At 69.0% G+C, this 25,753-nt stretch carries 24 protein-coding genes; 14 read left to right on the top strand and 10 right to left on the bottom strand.

From position 1 onward, the window contains the following. The 6 genes from cofH to M2351_RS19930 are packed head-to-tail and all read right to left on the bottom strand — an operon-like array spanning nucleotide 1 to nucleotide 6,331. The gene (gene cofH, locus M2351_RS19955) at nucleotides 1-2,439 is read right to left on the bottom strand and encodes a 5-amino-6-(D-ribitylamino)uracil--L-tyrosine 4-hydroxyphenyl transferase CofH (protein WP_264657824.1); all 2,439 of its coding nucleotides are present in this window, start codon (nucleotides 2,437-2,439) and stop codon (nucleotides 1-3) included. 8 nt (nucleotides 2,440-2,447) lie between these two features. Continuing rightward, entirely contained in the window at nucleotides 2,448-3,122 is a 675-nt protein-coding gene (gene cofC / locus M2351_RS19950) for a 2-phospho-L-lactate guanylyltransferase (protein ID WP_264657823.1), read from the bottom strand. Next, on the bottom strand, nucleotides 3,119-4,087 hold the full coding sequence (gene cofD, locus M2351_RS19945; protein ID WP_264657822.1) for a 2-phospho-L-lactate transferase: 969 nt from the start codon (nucleotides 4,085-4,087) through the stop codon (nucleotides 3,119-3,121). Before cofD ends, cofC begins: the two co-directional genes overlap by 4 nt. 7 nt (nucleotides 4,088-4,094) lie before the next feature. Continuing rightward, nucleotides 4,095-4,853, bottom strand: coding sequence for a coenzyme F420-0:L-glutamate ligase (cofE, locus tag M2351_RS19940; protein WP_264657821.1), 759 nt, complete (start codon nucleotides 4,851-4,853; stop codon nucleotides 4,095-4,097). 12 nt (nucleotides 4,854-4,865) lie between these two features. Next, nucleotides 4,866-5,528 (bottom strand): NADPH-dependent F420 reductase, encoded by a 663-nt coding sequence (npdG, locus tag M2351_RS19935; protein WP_264657820.1) that lies wholly within the window; start codon nucleotides 5,526-5,528, stop codon nucleotides 4,866-4,868. A 23-nt stretch (nucleotides 5,529-5,551) separates the two neighbouring features. Beyond that, the gene (locus tag M2351_RS19930) at nucleotides 5,552-6,331 is read right to left on the bottom strand and encodes a LamB/YcsF family protein (protein ID WP_264657819.1); all 780 of its coding nucleotides are present in this window, start codon (nucleotides 6,329-6,331) and stop codon (nucleotides 5,552-5,554) included. 172 nt (nucleotides 6,332-6,503) lie between these two features. Between M2351_RS19930 and pxpB the strand changes: the two genes are divergently transcribed. Genes pxpB through M2351_RS19915 form a run of 3 tightly spaced genes read left to right on the top strand, consistent with a single transcriptional unit; the run spans nucleotide 6,504 to nucleotide 9,144 of the window. Beyond that, nucleotides 6,504-7,238 carry a 5-oxoprolinase subunit PxpB gene (gene pxpB, locus M2351_RS19925; protein WP_264657818.1) on the top strand — a complete coding sequence of 245 codons (735 nt, stop codon included), beginning with the start codon at nucleotides 6,504-6,506 and terminating at the stop codon, nucleotides 7,236-7,238. Next, complete coding sequence (locus tag M2351_RS19920) at nucleotides 7,235-8,287, top strand: 5-oxoprolinase subunit C family protein (protein ID WP_264657817.1); 1,053 nt, start codon at nucleotides 7,235-7,237, stop codon at nucleotides 8,285-8,287. Before pxpB ends, M2351_RS19920 begins: the two co-directional genes overlap by 4 nt. A gap of 32 nt (nucleotides 8,288-8,319) precedes the next feature. After that, nucleotides 8,320-9,144 carry a GntR family transcriptional regulator gene (locus M2351_RS19915; protein ID WP_264657816.1) on the top strand — a complete coding sequence of 275 codons (825 nt, stop codon included), beginning with the start codon at nucleotides 8,320-8,322 and terminating at the stop codon, nucleotides 9,142-9,144. An 82-nt stretch (nucleotides 9,145-9,226) separates the two neighbouring features. On the opposite strand, the gene M2351_RS19910 is transcribed toward M2351_RS19915, so the two are convergent. Genes M2351_RS19910 through M2351_RS19895 form a run of 4 tightly spaced genes read right to left on the bottom strand, consistent with a single transcriptional unit; the run spans nucleotide 9,227 to nucleotide 13,465 of the window. Further along, nucleotides 9,227-10,180, bottom strand: coding sequence for an LLM class flavin-dependent oxidoreductase (locus M2351_RS19910; RefSeq protein ID WP_264657815.1), 954 nt, complete (start codon nucleotides 10,178-10,180; stop codon nucleotides 9,227-9,229). Between the two features lie 52 nt (nucleotides 10,181-10,232). Beyond that, entirely contained in the window at nucleotides 10,233-11,000 is a 768-nt protein-coding gene (locus tag M2351_RS19905) for a CoA-transferase subunit beta (protein ID WP_264657814.1), read from the bottom strand. Next, nucleotides 10,993-11,955, bottom strand: coding sequence for a CoA transferase subunit A (locus M2351_RS19900; protein ID WP_264657813.1), 963 nt, complete (start codon nucleotides 11,953-11,955; stop codon nucleotides 10,993-10,995). Before M2351_RS19900 ends, M2351_RS19905 begins: the two co-directional genes overlap by 8 nt. Before the next feature lie 28 nt (nucleotides 11,956-11,983). Beyond that, nucleotides 11,984-13,465, bottom strand: a complete 1,482-nt coding sequence (locus tag M2351_RS19895) for a pyridoxal-phosphate dependent enzyme (protein ID WP_264657812.1) — start codon at nucleotides 13,463-13,465, stop codon at nucleotides 11,984-11,986. Nucleotides 13,466-13,753: 288 nt separating this feature from the next. Between M2351_RS19895 and M2351_RS19890 the strand changes: the two genes are divergently transcribed. The 11 genes from M2351_RS19890 to M2351_RS19840 all read left to right on the top strand — a co-directional run bounded on the left by M2351_RS19890 (nucleotide 13,754) and on the right by M2351_RS19840 (nucleotide 25,376). Beyond that, complete coding sequence (locus M2351_RS19890) at nucleotides 13,754-16,126, top strand: xanthine dehydrogenase family protein molybdopterin-binding subunit (protein WP_264657811.1); 2,373 nt, start codon at nucleotides 13,754-13,756, stop codon at nucleotides 16,124-16,126. Beyond that, nucleotides 16,123-16,938, top strand: a complete 816-nt coding sequence (locus tag M2351_RS19885; protein ID WP_264657810.1) for an FAD binding domain-containing protein — start codon at nucleotides 16,123-16,125, stop codon at nucleotides 16,936-16,938. The genes M2351_RS19890 and M2351_RS19885 overlap by 4 nt, the downstream gene beginning before the upstream one ends. Further along, nucleotides 16,935-17,420 (top strand): (2Fe-2S)-binding protein, encoded by a 486-nt coding sequence (locus M2351_RS19880; RefSeq protein WP_264657809.1) that lies wholly within the window; start codon nucleotides 16,935-16,937, stop codon nucleotides 17,418-17,420. Before M2351_RS19885 ends, M2351_RS19880 begins: the two co-directional genes overlap by 4 nt. Before the next feature lie 4 nt (nucleotides 17,421-17,424). Then, the gene (locus tag M2351_RS19875; protein WP_264657808.1) at nucleotides 17,425-18,066 is read left to right on the top strand and encodes an SRPBCC family protein; all 642 of its coding nucleotides are present in this window, start codon (nucleotides 17,425-17,427) and stop codon (nucleotides 18,064-18,066) included. Continuing rightward, on the top strand, nucleotides 18,063-19,430 hold the full coding sequence (locus tag M2351_RS19870) for an L-serine ammonia-lyase (protein ID WP_264657807.1): 1,368 nt from the start codon (nucleotides 18,063-18,065) through the stop codon (nucleotides 19,428-19,430). The genes M2351_RS19875 and M2351_RS19870 overlap by 4 nt, the downstream gene beginning before the upstream one ends. 28 nt (nucleotides 19,431-19,458) lie before the next feature. Beyond that, nucleotides 19,459-20,616: an ABC transporter substrate-binding protein gene (locus M2351_RS19865; protein WP_264657806.1), complete on the top strand. Its 1,158-nt coding sequence runs from the start codon at nucleotides 19,459-19,461 to the stop codon at nucleotides 20,614-20,616. Nucleotides 20,617-20,751: 135 nt separating this feature from the next. Continuing rightward, nucleotides 20,752-21,906: an ABC transporter substrate-binding protein gene (locus M2351_RS19860; protein WP_264657805.1), complete on the top strand. Its 1,155-nt coding sequence runs from the start codon at nucleotides 20,752-20,754 to the stop codon at nucleotides 21,904-21,906. A 51-nt stretch (nucleotides 21,907-21,957) separates the two neighbouring features. Continuing rightward, the gene (locus M2351_RS19855) at nucleotides 21,958-22,830 is read left to right on the top strand and encodes a branched-chain amino acid ABC transporter permease (RefSeq protein ID WP_264657804.1); all 873 of its coding nucleotides are present in this window, start codon (nucleotides 21,958-21,960) and stop codon (nucleotides 22,828-22,830) included. After that, on the top strand, nucleotides 22,827-23,879 hold the full coding sequence (locus tag M2351_RS19850; protein ID WP_264657803.1) for a branched-chain amino acid ABC transporter permease: 1,053 nt from the start codon (nucleotides 22,827-22,829) through the stop codon (nucleotides 23,877-23,879). The genes M2351_RS19855 and M2351_RS19850 overlap by 4 nt, the downstream gene beginning before the upstream one ends. Further along, nucleotides 23,876-24,685, top strand: coding sequence for an ABC transporter ATP-binding protein (locus M2351_RS19845; RefSeq protein ID WP_264657802.1), 810 nt, complete (start codon nucleotides 23,876-23,878; stop codon nucleotides 24,683-24,685). The genes M2351_RS19850 and M2351_RS19845 overlap by 4 nt, the downstream gene beginning before the upstream one ends. After that, on the top strand, nucleotides 24,672-25,376 hold the full coding sequence (locus M2351_RS19840) for an ABC transporter ATP-binding protein (RefSeq protein ID WP_264657801.1): 705 nt from the start codon (nucleotides 24,672-24,674) through the stop codon (nucleotides 25,374-25,376). Before M2351_RS19845 ends, M2351_RS19840 begins: the two co-directional genes overlap by 14 nt. The last annotated feature ends 377 nt before the right edge of the window (nucleotides 25,377-25,753 follow it).

Raw genomic sequence — 25,753 nt, 5'->3', positions numbered from 1 at the left:
CTACAACGCCGGAATGGTGGCGGGGGACCGGTCGCCCCGCGCTGTCCCCGGCGCGGGCAGGGGCGGGTTGCGGACCAGACGGAGTGGAGCGGCGCGGAAGGAGCGGGCCACCAGTTCGGCCGGTGGATGCCCATACAGCGTCGTGCGCTGGCGCGGGGTGCGGCCGATGCCGGCGACCAGCGCTTCCATGGCGGCGGGCGGCATCTCCTGTCCGTGGGCCGCGCCAGCCGCGCGCGTGATGCTTTCATCCATCAGCGTGCCGCCGAGATCATTGGCGCCGGCGTTCAGACAGGCCACTACGCCCTCCGGTCCCATCTTGACCCAGGACGTCTGGATGTTCGGAATCCAGGGATTCAGCGCCAGCCTGCCGACCGCGTGCATCAGCACGGCCTCCCGCCAGGTCGGCCCCTTTCGCGAGCCGCCCTTGAGGTAAATCGGCGCTTCCATGTGGACGAAGGGCAGGGGAACGAATTCCGTAAAGCCGCCGGTGTCCCGCTGCAGGTCGCGGATGCGGATCAGGTGGCGGGCCCAGTGGACCGGGCGTTCGATATGGCCGTACATGATCGTCGCCGTGCTGCGGAGACCGAGGCCGTGAGCGGTGCGCATCACCTCCAGCCATTGTGCGGTGTTGAGCTTGTCGGGGCAGAGGACCGCGCGGACCTCGTCGTCGAGGATTTCGGCCGCGGTGCCCGGCAACGAACCGAGTCCCTGGCGTCTCAGAGCCGTCAGGAATTCCTCCAGCCCGATGCCCAGGGTCCCCGCCCCCTGCCGGACTTCGAGCGGCGAGAAGGCGTGCACATGAATGTCGGGCACCGCACCCTTCACCGTTGCGAGGATGTCCAGATAGGTCTGCCCGGTGTAATCGGGGTGGATGCCGCCCTGCATGCACACCTCGGTGCCTCCGCGCTCCCAAGCCTCGCGGGTGCGCGCCGCGATTTCCTCATGCGGCAGGTCGTAGGGGCGGCCGCGCAGCGCCTCCGCCGTCTTCCCCTTCGAAAAGGCGCAGAAGCGGCAGCGGTACGAACAAATGTTGGTGTAGTTGATGTTGCGGCAAACGACGTAGGTGACGGTGTCGCCCGCCACGTCGCGCCGCAAGGCGTTGGCGGCGGCGGTGACGCTCGCGAACTCCTGGCCGCGCGCCTCGAACAGACGGACGATCTCGTTTTCCGACAGCACCCGCCCGTCGCGCGCTTTGGTCAGAATTCGGGACAAGCCGCCGGACGCAAGGGCAGGCGCCGCCAGCGCGGCCGGTGGCGGTGGTGCGGCGGTCTCCTGGCCGGCGCTCCAGGCATCGCGCGCCAAGCCGGCGGCGTCGGCGTGAGCGCGCACGGCGCGGTGCAGAGCGGGATCGATCCAGTCGCCGAGCGCGTGGACGTAGCGCGGGTGGGCGGCGAGGCGCGGGGCCAGCTCCTTGCCGGCGGCATGGGTGCGGGCCTCCAGCTCCGGAAGGTGCGGCCAGGGGGCCTCGGGATTCACATGGTCGATGGTCACCGGCGACACCCCGCCCCAGTCGTCGATTCCGGCGTGCACAAGCGCTTCGAGGTGGCCCGGGCTGAGGTTTGGCGGGGCCTGGACCGTCATCTCCGGCGGCAGGATCAGGCGGGCCAGCGCGATGGCCCGCAGATGCTCGGCGTGCGGGGCGTCGGGAGCCTCGGCCATGCGGGTGCCGGGCTTGGCGCGGAAGTTCTGGACGATCACCTCCTGGATGTGGCCGTGCCGCTCGTGCGCGGCGCGGATCGCCAGCAGGGAATCGATCCGCTCCTCTGGCGTCTCGCCGATGCCCATGAGGATGCCCGTCGTAAACGGCACGCGCGCGCGCCCGGCCGCCTCCAGCGTGGCGAGCCGCGGCGCCGGGTGCTTGTCGGGACAGCCGTGATGCGGGCCGCCCTTTGCGCACAGGCGCTCGGACAGCACCTCGACCATCATCCCCTGCGACACCGAGACCCGGCGCAGCGCCGCCACCTCGGTCCCGTCCATGGTGCCGGGGTTGGCGTGCGGCAGCAGCCCGGTCTCGTCGAGCACGAGCTTCGCCATGGCGGCCAGATAGGAGATGGTGCTCGCGTGGCCCAGCCGCTCCAGCTCCACGCGCGCCGCGCCCCAGCGCAGCTCCGGCTTATCGCCCAGCGTGAACAGGGCCTCCCGGCAGCCGGCCGCCGCGCCGGCCCGGGCGATGGCCAGCACTTCGTCGGGCGTCAGGTAAGCGCCGAGGCCCGGGCGCGGAGTCTCGGCGAAGGTGCAGTACCGGCAGGTGTCGCGGCACAGTTTGGTGAGCGGGATGAAAACCTTGGGCGAGTAGGTCACCAGCGCGCCGTGCACAAGGTCGCGGCGCGCGCGCGCGGTTTCCAGGAGGGCGGCGGTGTCGGCGCTGGCGGCAAGTTGCCGGACCGCGGCGTCGTCGAGCCGGTCGCCACGCGCGGCCGCGGAGAGGAGATCGGTCATGGTGCACCTCATGGGGCGGCGCCGACCAGCAGGCGATCGGGAATCCGCAGGCGGTGGAGGAGGTCGATGGTGCGCGACGAACCGCCGCGCGAGAGGAACGCGGCGAGATCGGCCGGGCGGTCGATGTCCAGCGCGAGGCCGGGGCTGTCCAGCACCCGAACGCTGCGCCCGGCGGCGATGGCCGCATCGCGGTGCCGCCGGCAGCTGTCCGGCCCGAAGTCGAAGGGCAGGGACGCGATGGGCCGCAGAAGCATGGCGTTCGTCCCGCCATCCGTGGAGCGCGCCAGCACCACGTCGGCATCCGCCGCCATCACGGTGGACTCCAGTTCGGCCGGGGTGACGCCGGGCAGGTCGGCCGGCATCATCAGCACATGCGCGCGCGGATGGCGGCACAGCAGGCGGGCGCGGGCTGCGTCCAGGCTGCCGTTGAGCCCGCCCTCCAGAGTCTCCGGCAGCGGCACGGCGCCATGCGCGGCGGCGACCGCCGCAGCCGCGGCATCGCCGGTCACCACCGCCACGCGATCCACCCGCCGGCAGCGGCGCAACACATCCAACACGTCGTGCAGCATGCTCCGCACCAGCGCGCGGCGCTCGTCCGGCGCCAGGACGGGGCTGAGCCGGCGCTTGCCGTCGCCCAGCGACCGTACGGGAACCAGAGCCCAGAGGGGATCGCGGTCCGTCATCGCCCGGGCCTCCGCTCCAGACCGCGCGCAAAGGCCAGAACCTCTCCGGCGAGACGGGTGCGGTCGGCGGCGTCGCGCATCACGGTCTGCGCCACCAGAACGCGCGGGCCGCGGATGCTGTCGGCAAGCCCCCGGTCCAGCTCGTCGATGACGAGCCCGTCCAGCAGGTCGCCGTACTGCTCCGCCACCCAGGCGGCCGAGGGGCGGATGCCCAGCTCGTCCATCATCTTGGCCGCCGGTCCCTTGATCGCCTGCCCGCCGACGATGGGTGAAACCGCCACCAGCGGAACGCGCCGGCGCATCAGCGCGTCGCGCAGGCCGGGGACGGCCAGGATGGGCGCGATGCTGACGAAGGGATTCGACGGGCCGATGACGATGGCGGCCAGATCCGGGTCCGCAAGCCACGCCAGCGCGTCGGGGTTGGGCCGGGCCGCTTCGACGCCCTGGAAGCGGAAGCCGCGCACCCGCGGCTCGCAGCGGCGGCGGACGAAATAGTCCTGGAAGGCCAGCGACCCCTCATCGCTATCGACCACCGTGGACACCGGATCGTCGCTCATCGGCAGGACAGCGGCGGCGATGCCGAAACGGCGGCACAGATCGGCCGTGACGGCGGACAGCGAAGCCCCGGCGCGCAGCCGACGGGTGCGCTCCACATGCACGGCCATATCCTTGTCGCCCAGGCGGAACCACGTCTCGCCACCAATCGCCGCGAGGGCCTCCATGAAGGCCCAGGACTCGCCGGCCCGCCCCCATCCGGTCTCCGGATTGACCACGCCCGCCAGCGTGTACATCACCGTGTCCAGATCCGGGCAGATGGACAGGCCCAAATGGGCGAAGTCGTCGCCCGTGTTGACCAGAACGCCGAGGCGGCCCGGCGGCAGCGCCGCGTGGAGTCCGCTCGCCAGCTTGGCCCCGCCGACCCCGCCGGACAGCGCAAGGACCTTGGAAGAGCGCTCTTCGTTCATGCCGTCCTCATCGGAAAAGGTCGTGCTGCCGCGACCGGATCAGCGCCGATGCCGGCCGGTCCGGTCCTTCGATGCGCAGGCCCCGCACCAGCACCGCCGGGATGCCCTCGCCGGCCTGTCCCATGACCATGGATGCGGCGGCGGCCACCTCGTCGCCGACGGCGATCTCGGTGATGCGCAGCGCCCGTCCGAACAGGTCCGGCGCGCCGCGGCGGTCGAGCAGCGCGGGCAGGCCGGACGCCCCGATGCACACGCCGGTGACCCCGTTGCGCCAAGGCCGGCCGAAGCTGTCGTTCATGACCACCGCGAGGCGCGCGCCGTACCGCCGCTCCAGCGCGGCGCGCAACCGCCGGCACGACGCGTCCGGGTCCTCGGGCAACAGAAGCGCCGCCGCCTCGTCGCCCTCGACGTTCGACTGGTCCACGCCGGCGTTCGCCATGACGAACCCCAGGCGGTGCTCGACGATCAGCACGTTGGGAACGGCCCGGATCACGTCGCGGCTTTCCGACAGGACCACCTCGACCAGCCGCGGGTCCTTGCGCACCACCTCGGCGAGTTCGAGGGCGCGGGGGGAGGGGACGACCTCGGCGAGTGGCCGCCGCCGCCCCTCCGCCTTGGAGACGATCTTCTGCGCCACGACCAGCACGTCGCCGTCCGTGAGGCGCAGGCCGGCGCGGTCCAGCGCATCGCACAGCAGGGCCGGCAGGTCGTCGCCCGGCTGGACGAGCGGCAGGCCCTCCAGGCCGTGAAGACTGACGGCGGGCATCGCCCCGCCCCCTTACAGCGGGCTTCCGTCGGCGCGCTTGCCGACGATGCGGACGCCGGCGCCGTCGACCTTGTACAGGCGGTTGATGGTGATGAGGACCGAGGTCAGCGCCTCCGCCGCGGCGGAGTTGGCGAGCGGGCCGCCGTGGATGCCGCGCAGGCCCGCCGCCTCAACCAGGCGCATCACGGACTCCCGCGCCTCCTTGTCGTCGCCGAAGACAAGGACGTCGCACTCGATGGCGGCGCTGCCCTGGAGCTTGTGGGCCGACACGTTGTGGAACGCCGAGACGACGCGGACCTCGGCGCCGAACGCGCGTTGCGCCTCGACGGCGGCGCAGCCTTCGGCCGGCAGCTGGACGGTGCCGACCTTCGGCGGCACCAGCGGCACCGTGGCGTCGACCACGGTCTTGCCCGCACAATGCGGGCGGATTTCGTCGATGACGGCAGCGTGCGTCGCGTAGGGCACGGTGAGCACGATGACGTCGGCCGCCGCGGCGGCCTCCGCCTGGCTCGCCCCGCGGCTGCCGAACCCGGCCGCGGCGGCCTGCGCCTTCTCCGGGCTGCGGGAGCCGATGACGACGGGGTAGCCGGCGCGCGCCCAGCGGCCGGCGAGCCCCGACCCGAGGGCGCCGGTGCCGCCGATGACGGCGACGGTGGGACGGTTGTTTTCGGTCATGCCTGTCCTTCCCTCCGGGCCGTTCAGCCCCGCTCGACCATCTCCGGGATCGTCACCAGCTCCACGCCGGCGGCGAGCAGCGCGTCGTGGGCCGCCTGGGCAACGGCGACGGCGGTCGGCTCGTCGCCATGGACGCACAGGGTGTCGATGCGGGTGGGAATGCGCTTGCCGTTGCGCGAGATGATCTCCTGGTCGAGCACCATGCGCACGACCCGGTCGGCGGCGAATTGCGGGTCCTTGATGACCGCGCCCTCGATCTTGCGCGAGGTCAGGTTGCCGTCGTCGTCATACAGGCGGTCGACGAAGGCCTCGTGCGCGACGGGCAGATCCAGGCTCTTGCCGGCCTTGTCCATTTCCGACCCGGTCAGCGCCACGTAGATCAGGGACGGGTCCACGCTCCTGATGGCCCGGCCGATGGCCATGGCGTAGTCCGGAATCTCCGCCGCCATGTTGTTGAGGGCGCCGTGCGGCTTCACGTGGGTCACCTTGAGGCCGGCGTAGGCCGCGATCGCCTGCAGGGCGCCGATCTGGTAGGCGACCATCAGCTCCAGGTCGTGCGGCTTCATGTCGATGCGGCGGCGGCCGAAGCCCCAGAGATCGTTGAAGCCGGGATGCGCCCCGATGCTGACGCCGGTCTCCTTGGCGCGCATGACCAGGCGATGCATCACGTTGGGGTCGCCGGCGTGCAGCCCGCAGGCGACGTTGGCGGAACCGATGATGGAGAGCAGCGCCTCGTCGTTGCCGATGTCATAGGCGCCGAAGCCTTCGCCCATGTCCGCGTTGAGGTTGACCCTTCGCGCCATACCGCAATCCTCCCTTGTGGCTGCCGTTCTGGCCCGGGAGCGTCCCGGACGCCTTATTCATGAGCGTAGTTGCTCCGCGAACTTTTATCAAGTATAGAACCATAGTACGCCAAGACGCAGAAGAACTATCTGAAAAGGCTCATTGTTTCAGGCTGACGCGGAAGGAGAATCCATGAACGAATGCGGTTGGCCGCGGCTGCTGCCGCAAGGGGACGCGGCCATTGTCGTCGAGTTCGGCGACCGGATCGACCGGGAGGTGAGCGAGCGCGTCACCGCCCTGGCCGACGCCATGCGCGGGGCCGCCATTCCGGGCGTGGTCGAGCTGGTTCCCACCTTCCGCTCCCTGCTCGTCCACTACGACCCGCTGGTCCTCGGGTTCCCGGACGTCGCCGGCCGCGCGCGGGAGCTGCTGGCCGCCGTCCGGACGGTCGACCGGCGCCTGCGCCTCGTCCGCCTGCCGGTCTGCTACGACGAGGATTTGGCCCCCGACCTGGCGGAGGTCGCCCGCCTGACGGGGATGTCGCCCTGCGAGGTGGTGCGGCTGCATGGCTCGGTCGACTACCACGTCTACATGCTCGGTTTCCTGCCGGGGTACCCATACATGGGCGATCTGCCGGAGCCGTTGCGCCTGCCGCGGCTGACCACCCCGCGCGTCCGCGTGCCGCCGCGGTCCGTCGCCATCGCCAACGCCATGACCGCGGTCTACCCGCTGGAAAGTCCGGGTGGCTGGCGGCTCATCGGCACCGTGCCGGTGGACCTCTTCGCGATCGGTCGCGAGTCGCCGGCCCTGCTTGGCCCCGGCGACCGCGTCCGCTTCGAACCGGCGGAGCGCGCGGCCTTCGAGGACTTGCGCGCGGCGTGGGCGGCGGGGGACGGAACGCTCGACGTCGAGGAGGTGGCGGCATGACGGCACTGGTCCTGGTGCAGCCGGGGCTGCACACCACCGTCCAGGACGCCGGGCGATTCGGCGCCCAGGCGTTCGGCGTGCCGGTCTCCGGCGCGCTCGACCCCGACCAGCTGCGGCTGGCGAACGCGCTGGTCGGCAACGGCGCGGGCGAGGCGGCGCTGGAGATCCTGCATGTCGGGCCGGTGCTGGAGGTCGCGGCGCCGTCCGTCCGGGTCGCGCTCGCCGCCTTCGACGGCGCGCTGGTACTGGAAGCGCCGGAGCCGCGCACGGTGCCGGCGTGGCGCAGCGTCGTCCTCCGCCAGGGGGAGCGGGTGCGGGTCGTCGCGTCCCGCCATTGCGCGTGCTCCTACCTGGCCGTGGAAGGCGGCTTCGACCTGGCGCCGGTGCTCGGCAGCCGCTCCACCTACACGCGGGGCCGGTTCGGCGGGCACCAGGGGCGGGCGCTGGTCGCGGGCGACCGCCTGCCGCTGCGCCGGGAGCGCGCCTCGGAGCGCGGCGACCTGCGGCTCCCCGATCCGCCCGCCCTTGGCACCGGGCCTCTGCGCGTCGTCCTGGGGCCGCAGGACGACCGGTTCGAGCCGGACTCCATCGCCGCCTTCTTCGGCGCCGACTACGCGGTCGGTGCGGCGGCGGACCGGATGGGATTGCGGCTGGACGGCCCCGCTCTGGCCCTCCGCGGCGGGCACGACATCGTTTCGGACGGCATCGCCTGGGGCGCGATCCAGGTCCCCGGCGACGGCCGTCCGGTGCTGCTGCTGGCCGACCGCCAGACCACCGGCGGCTATCCGAAGATCGGCGCCGTGTGCACGGCGGATTTGCCGCGGGCGGGGCGCTTACGGCCCGGCGACCGGATCCGTTTCACGGCCGTCAGCGTAGAGGAAGCGCAGGCGCTGCGCCGCGCCCATGAGGCGGGGCTCAGGCGCCTGATCGCCGGGGCGATGCCCGCCGGCGACAGGGCGATCGATCTGGAGGCGTTGTATTCCAGCAATCTGGTGAGCGGCGCGGTCAGCGGTTTCGAATGGGATGACGCCGTTGCCGTGCTGGAGTAAAGAGGAGTGCAGGTTGTGAAGGATGTGAGACCATGCCCGTAAAGCCGTCAGCCGCCGCCCGCACCCCGGCGCGTCCGGCGCAGAATCTGGCCCGCACGTTCAAGCGCAGCCGGGTGCCCCTGTACATCCAGGTGGCCGCCTTGCTGCGCCGCCGGATCGAGGAGGGCCAGTTCGCCGCCGGCGAGAAGATGCCGACGCTCGACGAACTGGAGCAGGAGTTCCAGGTCGCGCGGGTGACCGTGCGCCAGGCGATCGACCTGCTGCAGAAGGAGGGGCTGGTCTGGCGCCAGCAGGGCAAGGGGACCTTCGTCAACCAGGACATGCGGGAACGGCGCTGGCTGCGCCTGGCCATCGACATGGAATCGCTGGCCCAGTCCATCGACGGCAACGTGCCGCGGTTCGTCGCGGTGAAGAACCCGCCCCCCCTGCCGCGCCTGCTGCCGGAGGACGGGCGGCCGTCCGACGCGTACCATTTCCTGCGCAGCATCCAGTACCGCGCCGGCGAGCCGTTCGCCATCGCCAGCGTGCATGTGTCGCAAGCCATCTACGAGCGCTTCCCCGAGGAGTTCGAGACGCACACCACGCTGCCGGTGCTGGTGCGCCATCAGCGTGACGACATCGGGCGGGCGCAGACGTCGGTGGTGATCGGAAGCGCCGACCCGGAAACGGCCGAGCAGCTGCGCATCCCGCTGAACGCCCCCATCGCCGAGGCGCGCTACGTCATCGAAAACCGCGACGGCGAGGTGATCTACGTGGCCGAACTGGTCTACCGCGGCGACTGCGTGCGCTTCGACATCGATCTTTTGAAAGACGGCGGGCTGAAGGACGGCGCAGCCGTCGGCTTCGGGCTCGGGTGACCAAGAAGAGGCCCCCTGCCGCCGGGGCAGGGGGCCGAAGGTGAGAGGAGAACAAACAGGAGAGAAAGCGACGCCCGGGCGCTCAGCCCTGGAGCTTCGGCAGGATCTCGCGGGCGATGATCTCGATCTGCTCGCGCTCGTACCGGTAGGGGACGAGCACGATGCGCTGGATGCCGACGTCGACGTGGGCGCGCAGCTGTTCGACGCACTCCTCCGGGGTTCCCATGATGGCGCTGTCGGTGGTCGACTCGCTCCAGGAGGCGAAGTCCCACTCCGTGTGCAGCCATTCCATCATCTTGGGCTTCACCTCCTCGCGGCTCTTGCCGATCATGATCGGCAGCTGGTTGCCGTTCTGCAGCGTCGCCGGGTCCTTGCCGGCCTCCGCGGCGAAGGTGCAGACCTTCTCCCAGGAGCGGGTGAAGCCCTCCGGCGTGTAGAAGTAGGTCAGCCATCCGTCGCCGGCGACGCCGGCGCGCTTCAGCACCGCGTCGACATAGCCGCCGATGAGGATGGTCGGGCGCGGCTTGCTGCCCGGCTTGGGGTACATGACCGCCTCGCGCATGTTGTAGGGCGGCATGTCGGCGGTGACCGAAGGCTCCGTCCATAGGCGGGTCATGATCTCCAGGTTCTTGTCCATGATCTTGCCGCGCTGTTCGAACGGCACGCCGACCGCGTCGAACTCGCGCTTGTACCAGCCCGACGCCATGGCCAGCACCAGCCGCCCGTTCGACAGCAGATCCAGGGTCGAGAGCTGCTTGGCAAGCAGCAGCGGGTTGCGCAGCGGGAGCACCAGCACGCCGGTGCCGAGCTTGATGGTCTTCGTGCGCGCCGCCACGGCGGTGAGCATGGTGAGGGAGTCGGCGATGGGGAAGTTCGGCTCGGTCCCGAGCAGGATGTGATCCCACACCCACAGGGACTCGAAGCCCAGCTCCTCCACCCAGATGCCGTAGTCCATCAGCGCGCGCGGGTCCGGCATCTCGGGATACCGGGTGAAGTTGCGCATCGCGATTCCGATCTTGACCGTCTTCGACGACATGGGGGCGTTTCCTTGATGTTTTTTCGATGCGGGCGTTTCCTAACGCGGCCGGTCAGCCGATGTAGAGGCGGTCGGGATCGAGGTTGCGCAACACCGCAAGCTCCTTCTCGGTCGGGGTGTCGGTGGTGTGGGCGTCCTCGGACACCTCAAGCTCGAAACCGGTGTTCTCCTGCACCTGCGCCGCGGTCACGCCCGGATGCAGCGCCTCGATGCGCATGCGCTTGGTCTCCGGGTGGAAGCCCATGATCGCCAGGTCGGTGATGATCCGGTAGGGGCCTCCCGCCAGCAGGCCGGACTGCCGGCGGCTGTCGCCGCCTTCCAGGTAGCCGGGGCTGGTGATGTACTCGACCCTTTCCACGAAGCGGCGCTTCTCGTGCTTCATGGCGACGATCACGCGCGACAGGCTGGCGATGTCGTTGCCGCCGCCGGTGCCCGGCAGGCGGCAGCTGGGATGGTCGGGATCGCCGATGAAGGAGCTGTTGATGTTCCCGTAGCGGTCGATCTGCGCGCCGCCCAGGAAGCCCACGTCCACGTAGCCGCGCTGGAGCAGCAGCAGCACGTCGGTGATCGGGCAGAGCATGTTGGCCTGTCGGGTGCAGCGCTGCTCGTTGGTGGAGGGCGGCAGTTCGCCCGGCACGATGAAGGGTCCGATCACCCCGCCTTCGAACAGGATGGTCAGCCCCGGCGCGTGCAGGCGCTGCGCCAGCGTCGCCGCCAGGAGCGGAGTGCCGACGCCCGCGAAGACGGTCAGGCCGTCGTCCAGCGAGCGGCTGGCCATCACCGCCAGCAGCTCGGATGCCGTGTGGGTCCGATCAGACATCGTAGATGCTCCTGCCGCCGCGGGTCGCCGTGAGAAGGTCGCCCAGGCCCATCCGGCCGAGCGTGTCCGTCCAGCTCTTGGGATCGTGGTAGAAGCGCTCCAGATACTCCCCGGCGCCTTTCTCGGGGTCCTTGCGGGTCAGTTCGGCGAACTGGTCCATGTGCTTGAAGAATGGCTCGTAATGGCCGTAGCACTCGTGCGGGGCGCTGCCGTAGGGCACCTCGACCACCGCCTCGACGGTGAAGAAGGGGAACTTCGTCTGGTCGGGCGCGCGCCGGATCTGGTCGTTGGACACGATGCGCTCGGCGGTGACGATCACTTTCTTCGCCGCCAGCGGCAGGTCGACGTCCATGAACTGCAGGCCGTCGAGCTGGGCGTTGCCGTAGGGGTCGCACCGCTGCACGTGGATGATCGCTACGTCCGGGTTGAGCGCCGGCAGCAGCAGCAGCTTCTCGCCGGTGAAGGGGCAGTCGATCTCCTTCAGCTGCCCGTCGACGCGGCGGCGCACGTCCGAGCCCATCATGGAGCGCGAGGGCATGAAGGGCACCCCCATGGCCCCGGCGCGATAGCGCAGGCCCATGGACATGTGGCTCCATTCCTCGAACTCGGCGCGGCCGGACTCCACCCAATGGCGCATCACCTTCGAAATGCCCCAGACGATGCCCTGGCTGAACCAGGAGGTGATGATCTTCTTGCCGATGCCGGAGGCGAAGATGATGTCGCCGTCCGACGAGACGATGGAGCGCGAGAAGGTCAGGTCGCGCCGCCCGGCGCGCACCAGCGCCCAGATCATCGCCATCGGGGTGCGCGACATCATGCAGCCGCCGATGGCGACGTGGTCGCCGTCCTTGATCAGCCCCGCCGCCTCCTCGAGCGTCATGACCTTCTCGTGAAGGCTGCGGTCGCGTGCAGCGGTTTCGGCCCGCAACTGGTCGTAGGAAATCACCACAGTCACGCCCTCCCTTTCGTTTGGTGGCCAGCCGTCAGCGCCCGGTGCCGGCGTCGCGGTTGACGCTCTCGATCAGCTCGTCCCACACGGGAACCAGCGCGCACAGCTCGTCCCAGAAGCGCTGCTGCCGGCGCTGGTCGAAGTCGGCCAGCGGGATTCCCTGCTGCTCGACCCAGGTGAAGTAGCCAAGATTGAAGATCCGCTGACGGTCGCGGTGTCCGAGTTCCAGGACGTGGTCCTCGCCGACGCCCGCCAGCGCGCGGCCGAACACCTCCGCCGCCGCCACTTGGTCGAACCGGTTGCCGAAGTCGCGCGCCAGCGCCTTGTCACGCTCGCTGCCGTACATCGCCGCGCCATCAGTCGCCACGGTGACGATGACGTCGTCCTGCGTGAGGTCGAGGCGCTTGGCGGCCTTGATCGCCGCCAGGATGTTGGCGATCCCGGAGATCCCGACGGAGCCCAGGGCGCCGATCAGTTCGTCGGACAGGCCCTTGCGCTCGGCCAGGAAAGCCCGGCCCTCCGGCGTGTTGAACAGGACGTTGACCGTGTCGGTCGAGAGGTCGGAGACGCCGACCACCATGTCGCTGTTCATCACGTTCTGGATCAGGGGGATGTGCTTGTCGCCGATGCCCTGGATGTTGTGGACGCCGTAGCCGTTGTAGAGCATGGTCGGGCACCCGACCGGCTCGACCGCCACGATCCTGGCGCCGTAGGTGGCCTTCAGATGGTCGCCGGCCGCCAGCGTCCCGGCCGAGCCGGTGCTGCTGACGAAGGCCGCCAGCCGGGCGGAGGACCCGCGTCCGGCATGCTCGAACACCTTGGCGAGCGCGCGGCCCGTGCAAATCCGGTGGACGACGTAGTTCGGGAACTCCGAGAACTGGTTGATGACGTCGTTGTCCGGATGGCGAGCCAGTTCGGCGCAGGTGTCGTAGATTTCCTTGACGTTGCTCTCCGATCCCGGCGTGCGGATGACGTCGGCGGGATCCGCGACCCAGCGCGCCAGCCAGTCGAACCGCTCCGCGCTCATGCCCTCCGGAAGGACGGCGATGCCGCGGCAGCCGAGGATGCGGGAGATGGCAACGCCGCCCCGGCAGTAGTTGCCGGTGGACGGCCACACCGCCTTGTCGCGCGCCGGGTCGAACAGACCGGACACGAGCCGGACCACCAGGCACGCATAGGCCGGCAGCACCTTGTGCGCGCCGATCATGGGAAAGCGCTCGCCCAGCACCACCAAAATGCGCGCGGGCACGCCCGTGAGGGCGCTCGGCAATTCCAGGTAGCCCGGCGTTTCGGTCAGGTGCCGGCGGTCGGCCGCGTTGTGCCAGTGCACGCGCCGAAGGTTGGCGGGATCCGGTGAATCGGGATCGACCGTTTGTTCTACAACGAGAGACGCCGCGACAGGGTCGGCCATTTCCATGAAAGTAGGCAGACGAACGCCCGCCTCGCGCAGGCGCCTGACGGTGCGGTCGCGGACGGTGTGGTCGATGATGGAGGCGGGGAGCTGAAATGGGTTCAAGGTCGCTCTCCTCGGATCGGTACCGGCGTTTGCGGCCGTGCGCAAAGCCTCCAGCGGGGTGCGTCGACTGGGCATAAGGTACTATCTTTAGAACCATATGCACGTTAGATCGGGCCTGCAAGAAAAATGTTTTTTAAGAGGGGCTTGATTTCCTCTTATAAATCGGACGATAGTCTGTAACGCTGATTGTTCGAGAGGGAACCAATAACCCTCCGGACCGGGAGCGCAACGCTCCGCCCTGCACAAGCCAGAATGGCACGGGCAAGAACGGCATGGGGAGGATCGGGTATGGCGCACGCCTCGGGTGTCGGTGCCAGGGTCCGCAGGAAGGAAGACGAGCGGCTGTTGCGCGGACGCGGCCGGTTCGTCGGTGACATCGCGCTGCCCGGCATGAAGGAGCTGGCGTTCGTCCGCAGCCCGGTCGCCCACGCCCGCATCCGCGGCGTCGATATCCCGGAGGAGCACCGCGCGGCCGTCTTCATTTGGGCCGATCTGGCGATGGACGGCGTGAAGCCGATCCGCGCCGTGTCTGGCCTGCCGGGCTTCAAGGCCTCCGAACAGCCGGCGCTGGCCGACGGCAAGGTCCGCTTCGTCGGCGAGCCGGTCGCCGTCTGCATCGCCGCTACCCGCGCTGAGGCTGAGGACATCGCCGCCCAGGTCTTCGTCGACGTCGAGGAACTGCCGGTCAACGCCGACATGCTGGAGGCGGTGAAGCCGGGCGCCCCGCGGGTGCACGAGCACTGGTCCGACAACGTCTTTCTGGAGACCAACGTCGGCGGCGCCATCGCCGAGATCGCCGCCACGGCGCCAGTAAAGGTGACACGCACCATCCGCACCGCGCGCCAGTGCATGGTGCCGCTGGAGGGCAAGGGCGTGGTCGCCCACTGGGACCGCCACGTCGAGCAGCTGGTGCTCACCACCGCCACCCAGATGCCGCACATCGTGCGCGCGGGCCTGTCGGAATGCCTGGGCCTCGACCAGGGGCTGATCCGCGTCGTGGCGCCGGACGTCGGCGGCGGCTTCGGCTGGAAGGGCCTGCTGCAGCCGGAGGAGGTGGTGGCTGGCTGGCTCGCCCGGCACCTCGACCACCCCGTCCGCTGGACCGAGGACCGCCGCGAGCATCTGGTCGCCGCCGCCAACTGCCGCGAGCACCATTACGAGATCACCGCCTACGCCGACGAGCGCGGCCGGCTCCTCGGGCTGGAGGCCGACGCCTGGGTCGATGCCGGCGCCTATTCCGTCTATCCCTTCTCGGCCTGCCTGGAGGCGGCGCAGGTCGGCAGCATCCTGCCCGGCCCCTACGACTTCCGGCACTACCGCTGCCGCACCTTCTCGGTCTGCACCAACAAACCGCCGATCGTCCCGTACCGCGGCGTGGCGCGCACCGGCGTCTGCTTCGCCATGGAGCAGATGATCGACGCCGTGGCCGAGGCGGTCGGGCGCGAGCCGTGGGAAGTGCGGCTGGAGAACCTCGTGCCGCCGGACAAGATGCCCTTCGACAACGTGACGAAGAAGCATTTTGACAGCGGCGACTATCCGGAATCCGTGCGCCGCGCCGTCGCCGCCATCGAATTGGACGGCTGGCGCGCCCGCCAGACGCGGGGCGAGCCGGACGGGCGGCTGATCGGCGTCGGCGTCGCCACCTACTGCGAGCAGTCGGCGCACGGCACCGCCGTCTATTACGGCTGGGGCATCCCGATGGTGCCGGGGCACGAGCAGGCCCAGGCGCGCATCACGCCCGACGGCGGGCTGGAGCTGCGGGTCGGTGTGCAGTCGCACGGGCAGAGCATGGAGACCACCTTTGCCCAGGTGGCGCACGAGGTGCTGGGGATCGAGCTGGCGCGGATCAAGCTGGTGCACGGCGACACGGCGCTGACGCCTTACTCGACCGGGACCTGGGGCTCGCGCAGCATGGTGATGGCCGGCGGCGCGGTCGCCACCGCGTGCCGGACGCTGGCCGAGCGCGTCCTGCGGATCGGCGCGCACCTGCTTCAGGGACGGCCGGAGGACGCGCGGCTGGTGGACGGCTGCGTGCGCGTCGGGCAGGCCAGCATCCCGATCCGGGACATCGCCCACACCTGGTACCGGGCGCCGCAGCTGCTGCCGCCGGACGTGGACCGCGGCGGGCTGGAGACCACCTGCGGCTATAAGCCGAAGAGCGACCACGGCACCTTCTCCTACGCCACGCACGCCGTGGCGGTGGCGGTGGACCCGGAGCTGGGGTCGGTGGAGATCCTCGACTACGTGGTGGTCGAGGACGCCGGCACCATGGTCAACCCGATGGTCGTGGACGGCCAGATCTACGGCGGCGTGGCGCAGGGCATCGGCACCGCGCTGTACGAGCGCATGCCCTACGACGACGAGGGGCAGCCGCTCGCCTCCACCTTCATGGATTACCTGATCCCCGGCTTCACGGAGGTGCCGCACGTGCGCATCCTGCACATGATGACGCCCTCGCCTTACACGGAGTTCGGCGTCAAGGGCATCGGGGAAGGCGGCGCCATCGCCCCGCCGGCCGCGCTCTGCAACGCCATCAACGACGCGTTGAGGCCGCTGGGCGCGCGCGTCACCGACAGCCCCATGACGCCGGAGCGCATCATCGCCGCCATTCACGACGCGAGCACCAGCGCGGCGGCCAGCACGGCGGAGGCCACCCGATGAAAGCCGTCGGCTTCGACTACGAGCGGCCCACCGCGCTGGACCATGCGCTGGAGCTGCTGGCCCGCGACGACGTCAGCGCGCGGGCGGTGGCCGGCGCCCAGTCGCTCGGGCCGATGCTGAACCTTCGGCTGGCGCAACCCGACCTGCTGGTGGACATCACGCACATCGCCGAGCTGCGGCAGATTCGCCGGGAGGACGGGACGCTGCGGATCGGCGCCTGCGTGACGCACGCCCGTCTGGAAGACGGCGACTACGACGACGCGACGCGTGGCGTTCTGCCGGCGGTGGCGGCGGGCATCGCCTACCGGGCCGTGCGCAACCGCGGCACCATCGGCGGCAGCGTGGCGCACGCCGACCCGGCCGCCGACTGGATCGCCACGCTGACGGCGCTCGGCGCCGACGTGGTGGTCGCCGGCCCCGCCGGGCGGCGCGCCGTGCCGGTTTCCGATTTCGTGCTCGGTGTCTTCGAGACCGACCTGCAGCCGGGCGAGATCATCGCCGAGTTCCGCGTGCCGGCGCTCTCCGAGCGCGCACGCTGGGGCTACTACAAGGTCTGCCGCAAGGCCGGCGAGTTCTCGCACGCCACCGGCGCCGTGCTGGTCGATCCGGCGCGCGGGGTGAGCCGGGCGGTGATCGCCGCGGCATCGGGCCGGCCTGTGGTCGTCGACGACCCGGAGGTGATCCACGGCAACGGCTGCCGTCCAGAGCGGATCGCCGACCTGCTGGCCGGCACGCCGATCGGCGGCGACGCCTTCGAGGTCAACACCCACACGGTCGCGCTGAAGCGCGCCATCGCGCAGGTGACGGCATGACGCATTCCAAGACGATCACGCTGACGGTGAACGGCAAGGCGGTGACCGCCGCGGTGGAGCCGCGCACGCATCTGGCCGATTTTCTGCGCGAGCGGCAGCTGCTGACGGGCACGCACCTGGGCTGCGAACACGGCGTGTGCGGCGCCTGCACGATCCTGATCGACGGCGAGCCGGCGCGGTCCTGCATCACGCTGGCGGTGGCCTGCGACGGCCATGCGGTGACCACGGTGGAGGGGCTGGACGGCGACCCGGTGGCCGCGGACCTGCGCGAGGCCTTTTCGACCGAACACGGGCTGCAGTGCGGTTTCTGCACGCCGGGGATGCTGGTCTCGGCGCGCGACGTGGTGCTGCGCCGGCCGACCGCCGACGACAACCAGATCCGCGTGGAGATGAGCGGCAATCTCTGCCGCTGCACCGGCTACGTGGGAATTGTCAACGCCATCCGGCGGGTGCTCGACGCCCGCAAGACGGCCGCGGAGTAGCCCGATGCCGCAGATCGCGCAAAGCTTCACTGTCAATTTCCCGCGCGAGCGTGTCTGGCAGGCGCTCGGCAACGTCGAGCGGGTGATCGGCTGCATGCCCGGCGCGTCGCTGACCAAGCCACCGGAAAGCGGCAAGCTGTTCGGCCAGATGAAGGTCAAGCTCGGCCCGATCACCGCCGCCTTCGCCGGCGAAGGCGAACTGTCCATGGACGAGGCCACCCACACCGGGACCATCCACGGCGAAGGGCGCGACCAGAAGAACAACTCCCGCACCAAGGCGGATGTGACCTTCGCGGCGGTGGAGGAGGGTGGGGCGACGCGCGTCACCCTGTCCGTGGACTTCACCCTGACCGGCACGCTGGCCCAGTTCAGCCGCGGCGCCATCGTGCAGGAGATCGCCCAACGCCTGACCGCGGACTTCGCCCGCAACCTGGAAGCCCGGCTCGCCGCCGAGGCCCCGGCCGCGGCTTCCGGCCCCGACGTGCCGGCCGCCGGTTCGCCGCCGGTTTCGGCGTCGCCGGTCGAGGCGCCGTCCCCCGAGCCGGCGCGGGCGCTGAACGCCAGAGCGCTCCTCTGGGCCGTCGTTCGGGATTGGGTGAAGAGCGTGCTGTCCGGCGTGTTCAGGCGGAAGGGCTCTGCGGCATGATCAGCGCCCTCGACCTCTTCAAGATCGGAATCGGCCCCTCCAGCTCGCACACGGTCGGTCCGATGAAGGCTGCCCTGCGCTTCTTGGAGGCGTTGGCGGCCGGGAAGAGGCTCGGGGACGTCCGGCGGGTTCTGGTGGAGCTGTACGGCTCGCTGGCGCTGACTGGGAGGGGGCACGGCTCCGACACGGCGGTTCTGCTCGGCCTCGCCGGGCAGCGGCCCGAAACGGTGGATCCCGACGCGGTGGCGCCTCTTCTGCTGCGCATCCGCGCCGACGGCCGGCTCGCGCTCGGCGGGGTCCGGGACGTCGCGTTCGACGAAGGCCGCGACCTGTGTTTCAACATGGGCGAGGTGCTGCCCGTCCATTCCAACGGCATGCGCTTCCACGCCTTCGACGGCGACGGCCGGGAACTGGCCGTGCACGATTACTATTCGATCGGCGGGGGCTTCATCGTCACCGGCGAAGAATCCGGGGAGGAAGGGCCGACCGTGTCCGTTCCCTTCCCCTTCGCCAACGCGGCGGATCTGGTGGCGCTGGCGCAGGCGCACGGCCTGTCCATCGCCGAACTGGTGCGCGCCAACGAGGAGGCGATGCACGGCCCCGGGGCTGTGGACGAGCATCTGCGGCGCGTGATCGCCACCATGCGGGCCTGCATCGACCGCGGTTGCCGGACGGATGGCGAACTTCCCGGGCCGTTCAAGGTGCGCCGCCGCGCGCCGTCGCTGCGCCGGAAGCTGGAGAACGGGCGCGGCAGCAACGCGGTGGCGCCGCACGAGGCCTTTGATTGGGTCAGTCTGTTCGCCATCGCGGTGAACGAGGAGAACGCGGCCGGCGGCAAGGTCGTCACCGCGCCGACCAACGGTGCCGCCGGCATCGTCCCCGCCGTGATGGAATACCATCGCCGCTTCTACGGCGAGGAAGACGAGGCGACCGCCTTCACGTTTCTGCTGACCGCGGCGGCGGTGGGCATCCTGGCGAAGATGAACGCCTCGATTTCCGGTGCCGAGGTGGGCTGCCAGGGCGAGGTGGGCGTCGCCGCGTCGATGGCGGCGGCGGGGCTGGCGGCGGTGCTCGGCGGGACGCCGGCTCAGGTGGAGAACGCGGCGGAGATCGCGCTCGAACATCACCTCGGCATGACCTGCGACCCGGTCGGCGGGCTGGTGCAGATCCCCTGCATCGAACGCAACGCCATGGGAGCGGTGAAGGCGATCAGCGCCGCATCGCTGGCCCTGAAAGGGGACGGGCACCACTACGTGTCGCTCGACTGCGCCATCCGCACCATGCGGGAGACCGGGCGCGACATGCAGACGAAATACAAGGAGACAAGCCTCGGCGGCCTTGCCGTCAACGTGGTCGAGTGCTGACCACCGACCAAGCGAAGGGGGGAGGGAGATGGTGCTGACGACACCGGGCTGCGCGCTCGGGGCTGCCCTCGTCATTCTCGGGGCCGGAGCGGCCTTCGCGCAGGACACCATACGGATTGGCGTCAACGAGCCGCTGACCGGCGCCGTCGCGGCGAACGGCAATTACGTTGCGAATGGTGCGCGCGTCGCTGAGGAGACGATCAACGCCGAAGGCGGCGTGCTCGGCCAGAAGATCGAGCTGATCATCGAGGACAACAAAAGCAACCCCAAGGAAACCGTCTCCGCAGCCGAGAAGCTGATCGTCCGCGACAAGGTGCCCGTGCTGATGGGGGCGTGGAGTTCGACCTTCACGCTGTCCGTCATGCCGAAACTGATGGAGTACAGTGTGCCGATGGTGGTGGAGACCTCGTCCTCCACAAAGATCACCACGTCGGGCAACCCGTGGGTTTTCCGCATCGCGCCGACCTCGGCCATGGAGGCCAAGTCCTTCGCGGAAAAGCTGAGCCAGTTCGATCCGCCGATCAAGAAGGCCGACTTCCTGGCCGTGAACAACGATTTCGGCCGCGGCTCGGCGGAGGAGTTCCGCAAGATGCTGGAATCGAAAGGCGTCAAGATCGGCGCTACGGAATACATGGCGCCGGAGGCGACCGACCTGTCGGCGCAGCTCGCCGGCATCAAGCAGTCCGGCGGCGACACGCTGTTCGTCACCACCGGCGTGGAGCAGATCACGCTGGTCCTGAGGCAAGCGGCCGAACTGCGCCTGCCGCACCGGATCATCACGAACGGCGGCTCGTCCTCGCCCGACCAGCTCATCGCCCAGGCCGGCGACGCCGCCAACAACAACTACTTCACCCTGTTCTTCGCCCCCTGGTTCCCGGAGAAGGCCACCAACCCCGAGGTCGCCAAGGCCTTCGTCGACGCTTGGAACAAGAAGGGCTACGACTTCGCCGGCCTGACCGAGGGCTACCGCGGCTACGACGGCATCCGGACCATCGCCGAGGCCATCAGGATCGCCGGCAAGGCCGAGCCGCAGGCGATCCGCGACGCGCTGTGGAAGGTCAAGCTGAAGGGTGTCAACGGCGACATCGCCTTCGTCAAGCAGGGGCCGGCCGGCAAGGAAAGCGGCCAGAACGAAGCCAACGTCTACATCGTGCAAATCAAGAACGGCAAAGTGACCATGCCGTAGGAACGGCAGAATGGACATGCCGTGATCGAGCACGCCCGGCCCCTTCGAATGGGGTGAAGGAGCGGCCGCAAGCTCTCCAGGGCGCGTGATCGTTCCGATCGTTCAGGCCGATCGTTCAGGGAGAAGGAGGGAGGAATGGTGAAAACGCTAAACGTCGTGGCCGTGACCGCGGTCGCACTGCTCGGGGCCGGTGCGGCCTTCGCGCAGGACACCATCAAGATCGGCGTCGACGAGCCGCTGACCGGCGCTGTCGCGGCCAGCGGCACCTACGTCACCAACGGCGCACGCATCGCCGAGGAGGTGCTGAACGCGAAGGGCGGCGTGCTCGGCAAGAAGATCGAGCTGGTCATCGAGGACAACAAGAGCAACCCCAAGGAGGCCGTCGCCGCGGCGGAAAAGCTGATCGTCCGCGACAAGGTGCCGGTCATGATGGGGGCGTGGAGTTCCACCCTGACCTTGGCGGTGATGCCGAAGCTGGTGGAATACAGCGTACCGATGGTGGTCGAGACCTCCTCCTCCGGTAAGATCACCACGTCGGGCAACCCGTGGGTCTTCCGCATCGCACCGACGTCCGCCATGGAAGCCAAGGCGTTCGGCGAGAAGCTGAGCCAATTCAACCCGCCGATCAAGAGAGCCGACTTCCTGGCCGTGAACAATGATTTCGGCCGCGGCGCGTCCGACGAATTCCGGAAGATGTTGGAGAGCAAGGGCATCAAGGTCGGTGTCGTCGAAACGATGGCGCCGGAGGCGACCGACCTGTCGGCTCAGCTCGCCAGCATCAAGCAGTCCGGCGGCGACACGCTGTTCGTCACCACCGGCGTGGAGCAGATCACGCTGGTCCTGAAGCAGGCGGCCGAGCAGCGCCTGCCACAGCGCATCATCACCACTGGCGGCTCGTCCTCGCCCGACCAGCTCATCGCCCAGGCCGGCGACGCCGCCAACAACAGCTATCACATCCTGTTCTTCGCCCCCTGGTTCCCGGAGAAGGCCACCAATCCGGACGTCGCCAAGGCCTTCGTCGACGCCTGGAACAAAAAGGGCTACGACTTCGCCGGCCTGACCGAGGGTTTCCGCGGCTACGACGGCATCCTGACCATCGCCGAGGCCATCAAGGGCGCCGGAAAGGCCGAACCGAAGGCGATCCGCGACGCGCTGTGGACCACCAAGATCAGCGGCGTCAACGGCAACGTCTCCTTCACCAAGGAAGGCCCGGCCGGCAAGGAAAGCGGCCAGAACCAGCCGAACATCTACATCGTCCAGGTGAAGGACGGAAAGGTGACGCTGCCGTAAGGCCCCAGCCCTCCCCCGGTCCCGGCCGGGGGAGGAACAACGGAGACGCCCGTGCCCGAATTCCTTCAACACCTGGCCAACGCGGTGATCCTTGGCGGCACGTACGCGCTGCTGGGGATCGGGCTTACGCTGATCTTCGGCATCATGCGGGTGGTGAACTTCACCCACGGTGAGCTGTACACCTTCGGCGCCTACATGGCCTTCATGCTGGCCGGGATGTTCGGTCTCAACTTCTTCGCCTCGCTGGCGCTGGCTGCGACGCTGGGCATGGCGCTCGGTGCGCTGATCGAATTCGCGCTGCTCCGCCCGCTCAAAGGGGCCGACATCGACACCACCATGCTGGTGATGATCGGCGCCGGCATCGCCATGCAGGCGGGCGAGCAGCTGATGTGGGGCGGCGTCGCCAAGTCCGTGCCGAACCCGTTCCCCACGGAACCCGTCGTCCTCGGGCCGGTGTCGGTCGGACCGATCCGGCTGTTCGTGCTGGCGGTCGCGGTGGTGCTGCTGGTCGTCTTCTACCTGCTGCTCAACCGCACCAAGCTGGGCATCGCGATGCGCGCCACCTTCCAGGACCCGGACACGGCGGCGCTGATGGGGGTCAACAACGGGCTGATGTACACGCTGACCTTCGCCATCGGCTCCGGCCTGGCGGCGGTGGCTGGCGCGCTGCTGGGGCCCATCTTCGTGGTCACGCCGACCATGGGGGACCTCGTCGCGCTGAAGGCCTTCGCGATCGTCATTCTGGGGGGCCTCGGCAACATTCCGGGAGCCACCATCGGCGGCTTCGTCCTGGCGCTCGCCGAGGAGTTCGGTGCCGGTTACCTGTCGTCCGGCTACCGCGACGCCATGGGCTTTCTGCTGATCATCGCCGTGCTGCTGGTCCGCCCGCAGGGCCTTTTTGCCGCAAAGGAGCGCATCGGATGACGGCTCGCCTGCTCCCCTGGCTTTTCGTCGCGTTCATGGCTGTGCTGCCCTTGTGGATGCACGATCAGTACATCCTCTACGTCCTGACCTCGACCGGCATTTTCATCATCGCGGCGATGAGCCTGAACCTGCTGCTGGGCTACACCGGCCAGCTCAGCCTCGGCCACGTGGCGTTCTTCGGCATCGGGGCCTACACCAGCGCGCTGCTGTCGCTGGGCTTCGACCTCGACCTCGGCGGGGCGGAGCCGTTCGTGCTGGACCCGCAGCCGGTGTGGATCGCCTTCCTCGGCGGAATCCTGATGGCGGCGGTCTTCGGGTGGCTGATCGGCCGGCTGGCCTTCCGCGTGCGTGGCGCCTACTTCGTCATCGTCACCATCAGCTTCGCGCAGGTCATGCGCATGGTGGCGCTGAACTGGGTCGACCTTACCGAAGGCCCGATGGCGCTGAACAACATCCCGCCGTTGACGGTCTGGTGGCCGGGGGAAGGCTTCGTGCCGCTCTACAGCAAGGAACACTATTACCTGCTCGTGCTGGCGGTGGGCGTGCTGAGCTACGTCATCATCCACCGCCTCGTGCAGTCGCGCGTCGGCCGGGCGCTGATCGCGCTGCGCGAGAACGAGTCGCTGGCGCGTTCGGTCGGCATCAACGTCACCCGCTACCTGGTCATCGCCACCGTGGTCTCGGCCGGCATGGCGGGTGCGGCGGGTGGGCTCTACACCCACTACATCCGCATCGTCGATCCGGACATCTTCATGTTCATCTACACGGTGACCATGGTGATCATGGTCATCACGGGCGGCAAGGGAACGCTCGCCGGGCCGGTGGTCGGCGGCCTTCTGTTCGGCTTCCTGCCGGAGGTCCTGCGCGACGTCGCACGGCCCGAGGTGCAGTGGATCATCTACGGCGCGGTGATGATCGTGATCATCTTCTTCCTGCCGCAGGGGATCGTGCCGGCGGTGGGCAAGCTGTTCTCCCGGAAGAAGAAGCACCCCCGGCACGATGCCCGCACGCCCACGGCACCGCGCATCACCGAAGGAGCCTCGTCATGAGCGCCCAGCTTGCCGCCACGGCCACGCCGCCGGTCGCGCTGGAGGTGCGCGACATCGCGGTTCATTTCAGTGGCCTCGTCGCCATTTCCCGCATGACCTTCGCCGTTCCGGAAGGCAGCATCGTCAGCCTCATCGGCCCCAACGGCGCGGGCAAGACGACGGCCTTCAACGTCATCACCGGCTTCCTCAAGCCCACCGCGGGCAAAATCCTCTACCATGGAACCGACCTGACCCGCCTGTCGCCCGACCGCATCGCCGCCTTGGGGGTGGTCCGCACCTTTCAGCGGACCAGCATCTTCGGCGGATGCTCGGTCCTGTCCAACGTGCTGACCGGCATGCACCAGCGTGGCCGCACGGAAACATGGGGAGCGCTGCTGCGCCCGCGCTGGGTTGGCGACGAGGATGCCCGGCTGGAGGCGGAGGCGGCCGAGATCCTGGACTTCGTCGGTTTGCAAAACCGTGCCGACGAGATGGCCGGCAATCTCGCTTACGGAGAGCAACGCTTGCTGGGCATCGCCATCGCGCTCGCCGCGGCCCCCAAGCTGCTGCTGCTCGACGAGCCGGCGGCCGGCCTCAATCCCTCGGAAACCGAGGAATTCATCGGGGTCGTCAAGCGCATCCGCGACCGCGGCGTCACCGTCCTGCTCGTGGAGCACGATATGAAGATGGTGATGGGCATCTCGGACACCGTCGTCGTGCTGAATCACGGACGCATCATCGCGGAAGGAACGCCGGAAACCATCCAGCACGATCCGGACGTCATCCGCGCCTACCTGGGGCAGGGGGTCAAGCATGCTGAAGCTTAAGGACATCACCGTCTGCTACGGCAAGATCCCCGCGGTGCGCAACGTGTCGCTCGAGGTCGGAGAGGGCGAGCTGGTCACGCTCATCGGCGCCAACGGCGCCGGGAAAACGACGACGTTGCGCGCCATCAGCGGGCTTCTGCCGCTGGCGGCCGGCGAAATCACGTTCCGCCACAAGCCCATCGGCAACACCCCCGCGCGCGATGTTCTGGCCCTGGGCCTCGCCCATTGCCCGGAAGGCCGTCGGGTGTTTCCACAACTCAGCGTGCGCGAGAACCTGGAAATGGGCGCATACCTGCGCCACGACCGTGAGGGCATCGCCCGCGATATGGAGCGCATCTTCGATCGCTTCCCGCGGCTCCAGGAGCGCTTGCATCAGGCGGCGGGCACGCTGTCGGGGGGCGAGCAGCAGATGCTGGCGATTGCCCGCGCCCTCATGTCCCGTCCCAAAATGGTCCTGCTCGACGAGCCGTCGCTTGGCTTGGCGCCGAATTTGGTGGAGCGCACCTTCGAGATCATCTCCGACATCCGCAAGGAAGGAACAACGGTTCTCATGGTCGAGCAGAACGCGCTCGCGGCGCTCGAAATGTGTGATCGCTCGTATTTGCTGGAAACCGGGCAGGTCGTCGAACGCGGCACCGGCCGAGAGATGCTGGGGAATCCACACATTCAAAAAGCCTATCTCGGCGGATAGGCCTCTCGCGATCCCTGCTGCCCATACCAAATCAGAGATCGTCGCAAAACCGGGAGGATGGTACGGCCCCGTTTGACGTTGTTGCGGCGAGACGGCCGGTTGCGATTACACCACCGTTCAGAGGCCAAGCTGGGCTGGCGTCATCACCGGGACACCACAATTCATCTGCAATATATTTCCATAACATTATGGGATATAGGATTTCCTTCAAAACCTAGGACCGCAGCGAAAACCGCATGTTACCCGCACAGCGCTTGCTGCGAGGCCAACAAATGGCGGGGTAACATAACTACCCGTTCGTTTCTGCATTTTGTGTCAAGGTGCCTTCGCAGATCAGTGGTCGAGGACGTTCCAGCCCCGTCCCCCGTTTCTGGTGG

This window comes from Azospirillum canadense, assembly GCF_025961225.1.
Classification (GTDB): domain Bacteria; phylum Pseudomonadota; class Alphaproteobacteria; order Azospirillales; family Azospirillaceae; genus Azospirillum; species Azospirillum canadense.
This window is presented reverse-complemented; position numbering and strand designations above follow the sequence as displayed.

What these genes read in the sequence shown, in the direction of transcription:
- cofH (WP_264657824.1), bottom strand. Translation starts at nt 2,439, where the DNA reads ATGACCGATCTCCTCTCCGCGGCCGCGCGTGGCGACCGGCTCGACGAC.
- cofC (WP_264657823.1), bottom strand. Translation starts at nt 3,122, where the DNA reads ATGACGGACCGCGATCCCCTCTGGGCTCTGGTTCCCGTACGGTCGCTG.
- cofD (WP_264657822.1), bottom strand. Translation starts at nt 4,087, where the DNA reads ATGAACGAAGAGCGCTCTTCCAAGGTCCTTGCGCTGTCCGGCGGGGTC.
- cofE (WP_264657821.1), bottom strand. Translation starts at nt 4,853, where the DNA reads ATGCCCGCCGTCAGTCTTCACGGCCTGGAGGGCCTGCCGCTCGTCCAG.
- npdG (WP_264657820.1), bottom strand. Translation starts at nt 5,528, where the DNA reads ATGACCGAAAACAACCGTCCCACCGTCGCCGTCATCGGCGGCACCGGC.
- M2351_RS19930 (WP_264657819.1), bottom strand. Translation starts at nt 6,331, where the DNA reads ATGGCGCGAAGGGTCAACCTCAACGCGGACATGGGCGAAGGCTTCGGC.
- pxpB (WP_264657818.1), top strand. Translation starts at nt 6,504, where the DNA reads ATGAACGAATGCGGTTGGCCGCGGCTGCTGCCGCAAGGGGACGCGGCC.
- M2351_RS19920 (WP_264657817.1), top strand. Translation starts at nt 7,235, where the DNA reads ATGACGGCACTGGTCCTGGTGCAGCCGGGGCTGCACACCACCGTCCAG.
- M2351_RS19915 (WP_264657816.1), top strand. Translation starts at nt 8,320, where the DNA reads ATGCCCGTAAAGCCGTCAGCCGCCGCCCGCACCCCGGCGCGTCCGGCG.
- M2351_RS19910 (WP_264657815.1), bottom strand. Translation starts at nt 10,180, where the DNA reads ATGTCGTCGAAGACGGTCAAGATCGGAATCGCGATGCGCAACTTCACC.
- M2351_RS19905 (WP_264657814.1), bottom strand. Translation starts at nt 11,000, where the DNA reads ATGTCTGATCGGACCCACACGGCATCCGAGCTGCTGGCGGTGATGGCC.
- M2351_RS19890 (WP_264657811.1), top strand. Translation starts at nt 13,754, where the DNA reads ATGGCGCACGCCTCGGGTGTCGGTGCCAGGGTCCGCAGGAAGGAAGAC.
- M2351_RS19885 (WP_264657810.1), top strand. Translation starts at nt 16,123, where the DNA reads ATGAAAGCCGTCGGCTTCGACTACGAGCGGCCCACCGCGCTGGACCAT.
- M2351_RS19880 (WP_264657809.1), top strand. Translation starts at nt 16,935, where the DNA reads ATGACGCATTCCAAGACGATCACGCTGACGGTGAACGGCAAGGCGGTG.
- M2351_RS19875 (WP_264657808.1), top strand. Translation starts at nt 17,425, where the DNA reads ATGCCGCAGATCGCGCAAAGCTTCACTGTCAATTTCCCGCGCGAGCGT.
- M2351_RS19870 (WP_264657807.1), top strand. Translation starts at nt 18,063, where the DNA reads ATGATCAGCGCCCTCGACCTCTTCAAGATCGGAATCGGCCCCTCCAGC.
- M2351_RS19865 (WP_264657806.1), top strand. Translation starts at nt 19,459, where the DNA reads ATGGTGCTGACGACACCGGGCTGCGCGCTCGGGGCTGCCCTCGTCATT.
- M2351_RS19860 (WP_264657805.1), top strand. Translation starts at nt 20,752, where the DNA reads ATGGTGAAAACGCTAAACGTCGTGGCCGTGACCGCGGTCGCACTGCTC.
- M2351_RS19850 (WP_264657803.1), top strand. Translation starts at nt 22,827, where the DNA reads ATGACGGCTCGCCTGCTCCCCTGGCTTTTCGTCGCGTTCATGGCTGTG.
- M2351_RS19845 (WP_264657802.1), top strand. Translation starts at nt 23,876, where the DNA reads ATGAGCGCCCAGCTTGCCGCCACGGCCACGCCGCCGGTCGCGCTGGAG.
- M2351_RS19840 (WP_264657801.1), top strand. Translation starts at nt 24,672, where the DNA reads ATGCTGAAGCTTAAGGACATCACCGTCTGCTACGGCAAGATCCCCGCG.